At 43.1% G+C, this 10,083-nt stretch carries 7 protein-coding genes; 2 read left to right on the forward strand and 5 right to left on the reverse strand.

Going from position 1 to position 10,083, the window contains the following annotated elements; translation table 11 throughout:
- From RH89_RS08130 to fepB, 4 genes are all read right to left on the reverse strand, one after another.
- On the reverse strand, positions 1–2,205 hold a 2,205-nt coding region (locus RH89_RS08130), incomplete at its 3' end, for a phosphopantetheine-binding protein (RefSeq protein WP_004400994.1).
- A gap of 201 nt (positions 2,206–2,406) precedes the next feature.
- Positions 2,407–3,468, reverse strand: a complete 1,062-nt coding sequence (locus tag RH89_RS08135) for a FecCD family ABC transporter permease (protein WP_004400996.1) — start codon at positions 3,466–3,468, stop codon at positions 2,407–2,409.
- Positions 3,465–4,505, reverse strand: a complete 1,041-nt coding sequence (locus tag RH89_RS08140) for a FecCD family ABC transporter permease (protein WP_004400998.1) — start codon at positions 4,503–4,505, stop codon at positions 3,465–3,467. The genes RH89_RS08135 and RH89_RS08140 overlap by 4 nt, the downstream gene beginning before the upstream one ends.
- A gap of 35 nt (positions 4,506–4,540) precedes the next feature.
- Positions 4,541–5,491: a Fe2+-enterobactin ABC transporter substrate-binding protein gene (gene fepB / locus RH89_RS08145; protein ID WP_038145305.1), complete on the reverse strand. Its 951-nt coding sequence runs from the start codon at positions 5,489–5,491 to the stop codon at positions 4,541–4,543.
- A gap of 247 nt (positions 5,492–5,738) precedes the next feature.
- On the opposite strand from fepB, the gene RH89_RS08150 reads away from it, so the two are divergent.
- Together RH89_RS08150 and RH89_RS08155 are read left to right on the forward strand one after the other, a co-directional pair.
- Positions 5,739–7,049 carry an NtaA/DmoA family FMN-dependent monooxygenase gene (locus RH89_RS08150; protein WP_004401001.1) on the forward strand — a complete coding sequence of 437 codons (1,311 nt, stop codon included), beginning with the start codon at positions 5,739–5,741 and terminating at the stop codon, positions 7,047–7,049.
- A 233-nt stretch (positions 7,050–7,282) separates the two neighbouring features.
- Positions 7,283–8,590 carry a condensation domain-containing protein gene (locus RH89_RS08155; RefSeq protein ID WP_004401002.1) on the forward strand — a complete coding sequence of 436 codons (1,308 nt, stop codon included), beginning with the start codon at positions 7,283–7,285 and terminating at the stop codon, positions 8,588–8,590.
- Between the two features lie 50 nt (positions 8,591–8,640).
- Here the strand turns inward: RH89_RS08155 and RH89_RS08160 are convergent.
- Positions 8,641–10,083, reverse strand: a 1,443-nt coding sequence (locus RH89_RS08160; protein WP_004401003.1) for an AMP-binding protein, incomplete at its 5' end; no start/stop codon positions are given.

The following is a 10,083-nucleotide window of genomic DNA, read 5'->3' on the forward strand; positions in this document are numbered from 1 at the left end:
TCTCGAACAAAGCGAACTTCTCAACGGCAATTCGTTCTCTAGGTCAAAGACATGTGAGGCTTCGCTTTTTAGAAGCTCATCACGGGTCGGAAACTCCGACTCTTCCGAAGTCCAGTACCACTTGTAGCTGTCAACATCTTCGACTGGAACGACCTGTTGAAATGGGCTTTCTTCCCCTTTATAGAACTGACTTCTTAAACCACTATGCCTAAGAAGAACATCCCTAAATGCCTGCCCAAAGATAGTCTCATTCACTTCGCCAAGAAATCGAATAGCAAATGGGATATTGAAAAGTGATTCGAGCCCCATCTCGTCAAATTGTAACTTCGCATACCATAGCGAGGTTTGCGCAAGTGACAACGGAGCTTTTGACAAATCAATCTCTTCATTATCTGCTTCAAGATATTCAACTGATTTTTCTTCATATATTGCGTGTTCAGACAACGACCTAGCTGTTGAGTAACTGAATAGATCATTGATCTGAATTTCAATGCCATGATTCTTGAGCAGACGTCCTATAACACGAGTCGCAATGAGCGAGTGCCCGCCACAATCGAAAAAGTCATCATCCAGTGACATAGTTTCTACCGATAGCGCTTCTCTAAACTCTGCCAATATCAGTTGTTCTACTGATGTAGTATTAGCCAACTCATCAGTAGAATCTGTACTCTCTGTTTGCTGAACTATAGCGTGTTGGGCGAGCTGCTCTGCGGTCGAGTAACTGAATAGATCATTAATTTGAACTTCGATACCGTGCTTGGTCAATAACCGACCGATTACGCGTGTGGCTATCAGCGAGTGCCCTCCAAGATCAAAGAAGTCATCATGTTTTGTCATGGACTCAGAGGCCAAAGCATCACGAAACTCTTCTAGTATGATGTCTTCAACTCGGAGCGAATTTGCGCTTTCTTCAAACTCGGTTTCTTGAGGCGTGGGCGCTTCAAGTTCTAATACATTGGCTTGTTCTATTACTTCACCGCCAATGTACTTAACAAATGTCTCTAGTATATAGGCGCCGATGTGCGCCGACACTGAAGGACCTACAGAGAGCTCTAAAAGCAGTGCACCTTGTTCGTCTACTCCGACGCCTAGAGCAAGCTCGAATCTAGGTTCTAGTGGTGCAATAGATAGCTTTCTTGACGCTATATTTTCGAAAGACAGGTGCTTCGAAGGATCCACCAACCATGTCACCAAGGTTGCTGCATCGCTATAATCATAGTATTCAGAAGATTGAGACTGCGCCGAGCCTATGTGTTCCTTTATTTTATCAATTTCGTCTTCTATTTTGGAATTTGAAGGCGTTAATGTCAGATGTGTCAGATCGGTTTCAATCAATGCGCTATTCATCTCAAACATATCGCGTTCTGCATCAATAGGCACGAATACGTTTAGCGACTCTAATTTATTGACTTCCAACATGTAACGAGAGAACAAAGCAGCGACTACAGAAAGCAGGTTTGTTCTATTGCTGTTTTTGTCAGCATATTTTTCAAGAGCATTTATCTCAATAGACGTGGCAAATTTTCTCGACACGGCTGCATTCAAAGAAGAGGACGAGCCTTCACTCAAACCTGTTTGAATCCAGCTAATTTTTCTGTCGTTACGTTTTATCCAAGATATCGCAGACTCAGACAAGTCGCTTAATTTAGCTAATGGGGTATATCCAGCCTTATTAGTTTTATTTTGTTTTTCACTCAGTTCTGTCGCCAGACCATGGTTGTATAGAGCGCTGAGCACATCAAACACTTCTTTCCAAGATAACTGACCACTTAGGATCTGATGAGAAACAATGCCCAACACCACTTCTTTCTCATTACAGATGTAAATGATGAACTGAATTGGCGGTTGGCTATCAAGCTGGATAGGATTCGATTGCTTATGCTGGAGGTGTGCAATGGCTTCTTCTATAGATTCCACAGCTTCGATATTAATGGTTTGATCAGCCGTATCTTTTGCTGATTTTACCAAACCATTATCTTCATCAAAGTGATAACGAAGATTGAGAGCAGGTATAAACTGGTGAAGCTTGTTCAAAGCTGAGACCAATCTTCCAAGGTTTGATTTTCCTATTAAATGATATGCTGCAGCGTATTGACCCGAGCCGTTGTCACTATGCTGGTGATGCATCCAGACTCGTTCTTCAAACTCTGTCGCTATGCTGATATGTCCATGATTGTCTTGCAAATAAGGCTTACTACTTGCCATGTTCCTTTCTCCTGCCTCTGACGTTGTTCAGAGATGTCCTTACAGGGGTATCGAAAGTGATTATTCATTAACGCGCTTTAACAAAAAACCACAACCCGTATTAGATAAATTAGAATTGGTGCGTTACTTTATTCTCAATAAAAGTTAATGTAAAGCATTCTCATTTACACTGGCGATAATATAATGACTAAGCCTTTGAAGTTAAAACTGACGAGAGCGAGTAAGTAACCAAATCAAATAGATACCCCCAACAATGCCTGTCATTCGACCGATGGGTACACTAGCTTGAAACGGCAACCACTGAATCAAAATGTCCGCCATTAAGACCAACAATGCGCCCATTAGGGCAGAGGAAAGTAGGGATAGTGCTCTTGACTGCCTTAGTCTTGTAACGAGTTGAGGAGCAGCCAACGCTATGAAAGCTATCGGACCTGCTGCGCCTGTTGCCAATGCAGCTAATACTACTGCGAAGAAAATCATCGAAAGGCGAACCCGCTCAACCCGAATTCCAAGTTGAGTGGCAATATCGTCCCCCATTTCTATCATGGACAATGGACGTTTTAATATCATCATCACGGGTAACAGCAACAAGACACCAATAAGTACAGGGTATACATGTGTCCATGTTCTGGCGTGCAGAGAACCCGCAAGCCACAGGTTAGCCATTATTGCGTTATCTAGGTTGCCCTTTACGAGCATTAAACCATTAAGCGCGCTGAGAATAGACCCTATACCAATGCCTGTAAGTATTAATCGATACCCGCCAACCACTCCAGCTTTAACAGCCAACAGGTAAACGATAACGGCTGTGAGAATTCCACCTATGATTGCAGCTAATGCAACTTCGAGCGCCCCTTGTTCAAACAACACTATTTGAGCAATTGCACCCGTTGCAGCGCCAGTCGTAAAACCAATGACATCCGGCGAACCGAGAGCATTACGTGACACTGACTGAAATACCGCACCAGATAGCCCCAATGCCGCACCAACAAAAACGGCGGTCAGAACTTTCGGTAATCGGATGTTAAGAATCACCCTCTCTTTAACACCGCCTTCACCAATCCCAAATATTGCATCGACAACCTGCATAAACGAGATATTAAACTTGCCCAGTGTCATTGAGTAAGCAGAAAGTATAAAAACGAAAAGCAGGAGCACAGAAGCCACAAAGATGTGCAAAGGTTGATAGGAAATCGAAAACCGACCGACACGACAGACATAGCCATTATTTGGCTGAAAAGAAGGAGAAAGTTGATTAATCATAGTTGGGAAATCTTCCAACGTTTAACCAGGAATACAAAGAAAGGACCGCCAATCAGAGCGATCATAATCCCCACACTGATCTCATTAGGATAACCAATAATTCGTCCCAGTACATCGGCAAGCACTGCCAGTATAGACGCGATAAGTAAGGAAAATGGCATTAGCCATTTATGGTCAGGTCCAGATATCATGCGAGCAATATGCGGGGCAGTAAGACCCACAAAACTGATTGGTCCTGCGGCTGCTGTAGAGGCGCCGGCTAAAATTACAATAGAGATGGATGCCAAGCTCCAGATCCTTACAGGATTGACACCAAGTGCATGACCGATGTCTTCTCCAAGAGAAACGGTATCCAATGCCTTTGCCAACGAAAAGGCAATCACCATGCCTATTAAAATAAGTACGGATACAGGCAGGAGTACATCATATCCCCTACCTTGAAACGAACCTACAGCCCAATGCCGAAACTGATCAAACACCATCTCATCACTGTTCACGGTAATAATATGAGTCAGTGCCAGTAAAACCACGGAAAGCGCAGAGCCCGCCAGAACAACGCGAACAGGATTCACGCCTTTATTGATGCCCGCAAGTACAAATACGCCAGCACCTGCTATTGCCGCACCTGCAAGTCCAAACCACATCACATAGCCAATATCTGACAACCCAAGGAATGCAATTGCCGAAACCACGGCGACGGTAGCGCCCGCATTGACCCCCAAAATTCCTGGGTCAGCCAAAGGGTTACGGGTTAACCCCTGCATGATCACCCCGGCGATGCCAAGTGCACCTCCGACAACAATAGCAAGAAACGTTCTAGGGATTCTTAAGTGCTGTACAAGTAAATGTTCACTGTTTGTCGAATCAAACGAAAGAATGGCATCTATAGTCACTGATGGTGAGATCGAGTGCGTTCCTACAAAAATACTTACTAAGGAAGCGATAAACAAAACGCCCATACCAACAAAGAGCCCAAGGCGTCTTTTTTTATCTCGGGTGTCGTTTAAAGGATTTAAAGGATGTGCTAAAGAGGTCATTTCTTCTCACTCAGAATTTTAAATCCAGCCAAAGGCTATATTTTAAATCTCGCGACAATGTCGTTTACAATTTCCGTTGCACTGTAAAGATCGATACGGAATGAATTAACTCCAAGTCCATATACTTGCCTTTCTTTCACAGATGGTAAATTCACAAGAACGGGGTCCGCCATAAATGTTTGAGCTCGTTTATCATCAGCACTTAATAAGAATGTAGTCGGAGCATTAAGCTGCGGTAAGACTTCAAAATGAACCCGAATAAAATCAAACATAGGAATAGAGTTGTCGTGCCATGCTCTGTTTGGGGATTCCATGTCAAACCCAAGGTCAGTAAGCAGCTTAGCGTGTACGCCCGTTTCTAGTGCGATAGCGTTAGTTGCCCCTGCGCCAAAGTAGCTAATGATATTGGTCTGCCCTTCAGGAATTTTGATTTTTTGTTTACTGGCAGCGACAAACTGGTCAAATTCCTGGATTTTTCTCTCAGCTTGATTTTCAATGCCTAAAGCAAACCCAAGCTCTACGGCCAAATCCTGCCAAGACTGTTGGCTATAGTCCAAAACAATAGTTGGAGCAATTTGCTGAAATTCTGCTATTTGCTCTTTTGCAGAATCTGCCCCACTCCACGAAACGATAATTAAATCAGGCTCATAGATATATGCAGACTCTAAATCGACACTTCCTGCTGACCAAACGTTTTCAACCCCTCTTTCTTCTGCAACATGAGTCCATTGTCTAAAGAATCTTCCTCTAAAATCTGAAGCACTCGCAATCAACGGTGCCTCAATGGCTAGTAGAGTGCCGCTTATCGTTACTGACGTTGAAAGAATTCGTTGAGGTTTGGCAGGAATGTTGGTCTTAGACCCATCGGCATTCACAAATACTCGAGGATAAGCGTCGGAGGCGTTTAACGTGTTATTTGCAAACACATTTGAGGAAAGTAAAGCCATGCAAAAAATAAAGCATTTAGTTATAAAAGTAATTCTCATTTCGGTTATCATTTACAATTATCTTACTATATGAAGGGGTTATAACTGGATTCAGAGTTACTCTATATCATTTGCTTAGGTTCTTAGACCCTAGGTACTTGTTCTGAATGACGTTAATCTCGGGATATGCTAACTACTTTCATATCGATAGATCAAGATAAATCCCTGAGAAACCCCGTTAAAAACAGTTGATGCTAGAGCGATACCATTTCAAAGGTTTTGCTGTAATGAGAAGGATAATTAGAAAATGAAAGAGAATAAGCAGCTTTGCGTCGGTATGGCTTTAGCCGCTAGCTGGATGACGAAGAATGGTTGGCGTCGCAGCAACAGCGGCATTGAAGATCTCTACTCTACCGATTTCTATGTTGAGCTCGCTAAAAAAGCAGAAAAAGCCAAATTAGATTTTCTCTTCAGGCCAGATACGTTATTTGTGAATACTGCTGTATTAGATGCAGAGCCCGGCTTTAGTAGCCTGGATCCAATGATTCTCATCGCGACATTAGCACGAGAGACAGAAAAAATTGGTCTCATCTCGACGGCATCTACAACTTATAACCCTCCCTATGTTGTCGCTCGTCAACTTCAATCTCTGAATTGGATAACCAAAGGGCGCATTGGTTGGAACGTCGTCACAGCTATCGACGGAAATAAAAACTTTGGCGAAGACACAATGATGTCTTCTGAAGAAAAGTATATAAAAGCTGAAGAGTTTACTAAGGTCGTGCAAGAACTTTGGCAAAGTTACCCCTACGATTCGCTCATTATGGACAAAGAAACGGGTCACTATGCGGACACAAGCCAAATCTCCCCAATTGAACATAAAGGGGACTACTTCTCTGTAGAAGGTCCTCTGAATGTTCCTGGTCACCCAAGTGGTTCTATTCCTCTTTTCCAGGCAGGTTCATCGAATTCAGGCAGAAACTTCGCGTCTCGCGTGGCAGATGCTGTTTTTGCCGCAACACCCGACATCGAAGCAGGTATTGAGCTAAGAAAAGACCTAAGAAAACGAGCAGAGACACAAGGCAGAAACCCAGACCGGATCAAAGTGTTTCCGGGCATTAGCCTGTACCTGGCTGAAACTAAAGAAGAAGCAGAAGAGCTCTATCAGGAAACTCATGCCCAAGTTCCGCTATCTCGGAAGCACAATTATGTAAAAGAAGCGATAGGTCTGGATATCAGTTTACTATCAGAAGAAACGATTATTACCCCTGACATGCTTCCAAAATTAGATAGACAGGTGAGAAGCAAAACGCACTCAGACCTAATCAGACGTCTGATCGAGCGAGAACAACCTACTGTAGCTGAACTTCTGAAGCGACCAGAGGTTGCAGGTTCTTCGCATTGGCTCGTAGTAGGTACGCCAGAAGATGCCTTCAATGAGATTGAACAACGTTTCCGGGCAGGCGCAGCCGACGGTATCATTGCCGTTCCGGGCGGCTCCATTGAGTCGATGAACTTATTCTTTGAGAAATTAATGCCAATGCTTTCGCAATCAGGGTTGTTCAAAAAAGAATATAACGGGAACACACTTCGTGAGCATTTAAACTCATATAGTTAACTATTTTGCCATGTTTAAATTGATAATAATTATCATTAACATAAACAAAGTAAGCTGATACTATCCCAACACATATTATTGATTTTACCTAGGGTCGACAGACCCTAATCACTGGTGATTGAGAATGGATTTTTATCTCCATTCCCAATCAGATTGGGCGGCATTGCTTTCTATATATCTCCCAAGAAGAAGCAGGTTGTTCCAATCTTTCACATCTTCTTATAGGTTTCAAAATGCAGGACAAAGTTACCTCTTCTGAATGGATGCCCTTTTCACTCGCCCAATTAGATTTCTGGGAAGAGTTCATCATCAACCCAAATGAGTCATACTCCAATGTTGCCCAGTTCCTTGACATAGATGGAGTCTCCAACAAACAAGCATTAATCAATGCCATTACCACTACCATCCAGGAAACTGACGTACTATCGCTTAAATTTGATGTTTCTGACGGGCAATATCGACCAAAACAAGTAATTGACCCAAACCGCCGCCCTTCACTTGAAGTCATGGATTTTCGGAACAAACCAGATGCTATTGAAAGCGCCAAGGCTTTGATGAGGAATGACTTTGAAGCGCCCATCGATCTTCTGAATGAATGCATATCAGCTCAATGGTTAATCCAGTTAACTGATGACCGATTTCTTTGGTACATCCGTGCGCATCATATCGTTTTAGACGGGTTTAGTATGGCTCTCATTGAGCAAAGGTGTTCTAAACTTTACTCGCACTATCTCGGAAAAATTGAAAAAGGCTCCCAATTTAATTCTCTGCCAAGCTACGTAGCTGAAGAGGCGTCATATAATCAGAGTCGAAAATATCAAATGGATCGCCAATTCTGGCATGACTACCTCGCGAAATCCCAACCTCTTAAAATTTTGAACAAAGCTGAAGAACCAAATGTTACCCCATATGAGTCTGAGGTAGAGGTGCCTGGTCAATTTTCAGAGAAACTTCAAAACATCTCCAATGCAACCAAGCTTCCTTGGCCTGATATTTTGATTGGCTTATCTGGTCTATATATTTTGCGGCATGTGCAAGCGCACTCAGAAAAACGAGAAGAATCGATCTGGGTACCTTATATGAATCGTTTCGGCAGTGTGGGTTCTTACATGCCAGCTCTTCTGGTCAACATTTTACCCGTCAACATGAAGCTCAATGAAACAGAGAGTGTTGTCGATTTCCTCAGACGAACCAGCGGAGAATTTAGAAAACTATGTTCTCATGGTCGTTATCGTGTTGAACAAATCGCTAAGGACCAAGGTGTTCCTGATAATAGCCGGTTCTTTTTTGGTCCTTTTGTAAACATTATCGTATCTGAACCTGTTGAATTTGAAGGGTGCAAAGTAAAGCAAACCGTTCTTAGTTCGGGATTAGCTGAAGGATTGAATATCACATTTCGCTCGAGAAGTAACGCTTCAGAAATGGCAATATACCTTGAAGCTGATAGTGGATTCTGCTGTGAAATTGAATTTTTTGAGCATACAAAGGAGCTCGGGAGTTTCTTAGAAAAGGCAATAGAAGAAATAATAGCTTCAAGCTGATAGCAAAAAAATACAGAGCCTAATCAGGCTCTGTATTTACCATTCAGTGGCTATGAACTCAGCTCAATGACACTATAAACGTCTTTCGCATTTCTACATTTAATTAGCTTACGCGCAAACACTTTGCGTCCATATACCTGGCTAAGCTGCGAAGATATACCCTTTAGGTCAGAAGGCTTTAACCCCAATGCTACGAATGCACTATCCTCATCAAAACCTTCAATGCGTTTTCCTGTCACTTGTTCATAAGCTCCTATGATATTCGCAAAGTCTGGCTGAGTCGCTGAAGCAATTTGGCTACTCTTGTTAACCGATCCTTGGATAGCCGCAGACGAACTTACTACTGATTGCTGGTTCAAGTTGGCTTGACCCATCGAGCGAATCAGTAGCTCTCTTGCCTGAATTCGGTCGAACTTCCCGTTTCGCGAAAGTGGAAGCTTGTCCAATTCAAGTAGCTTTGAAGGAACATGAGAGTTTGGCAAGCACTGCTGTGCAAAATCACGGATATCAACTGCGCTCGCCGACTGACCTTCAGCAACCGTATAAATCGCGCCTAAAGCAATATCTCCGTTACGCTCGGTATAATCAACAATCAATACTTGCTCAATCGTAGGGCATCGATTGAGTTCTTTCTCAACATCAGGAAGCGAGACACGCACCCCTCTCACCTTAACGTATCCATTAACTCGTCCAGCAAAGATGATATTTCCATCTTCGCGGTAATACCCCAGATCTCCGGTTCTAAAGGCTCTGACTTCGTCACCTTTATCATCAACAATGGTCACAAAGTCAGTTTGTTTTAGCTCACCGTCTTCTAGGTATCCTGAAGCAAGGTTTACCCCAACCGTCATGATTCGACCAACAACGCCCTGAGGTACGTGTTTTCCTAAACCGTTCATAATAAAGTACTTATTGCATGGAAGCGGTTTACCATAAGGAATTACGTCAACATCATCATCAACGAGGTCGTGCCATATACTCCAGATAGTAGTTTCGGTCGGACCGCCAAGAGATATTAATCGAATGTCTTGATCTAACTTTCTTAGCTCAGCGACGGTTCGTGGTTTGACGTAGTCACCACCTTGCGCCACCAATCTAAGCGTTTTCAGCTTTTCACCCTGCATACAGGTCAACAACATTTCCAAAATCGCAGGGACCGAAACCCAGATTGTAATGCCATGCTCTGCGACTAGTTGATTCCACTTGATGGCGTCTTTTTCATCACCCGCTTCAGGTAATACGATAGTAGCCCCGGAGGTAAAGTTTGCCAGAACATCAAAGACGGACATATCGTGATGGAATGGCGTAACTGACATCAAAACATCGTCAGATGTAATTTCCCATGCTTTACAGGTTTCCCCTACAACATTGGACGTTGCTCTACTGTTTACCACCACGCATTTAGGTTTCCCTGTTGTCCCTGAGGTGTACAAGTAGTAAGAGCCTTGTTCACTTTTGCTTAACGCCTCTAACTCATCGTTGGAAAAGTAAGG

The organism is Vibrio nigripulchritudo ATCC 27043 (assembly GCF_000222685.1).
Lineage (GTDB): Bacteria > Pseudomonadota > Gammaproteobacteria > Enterobacterales > Vibrionaceae > Vibrio > Vibrio nigripulchritudo.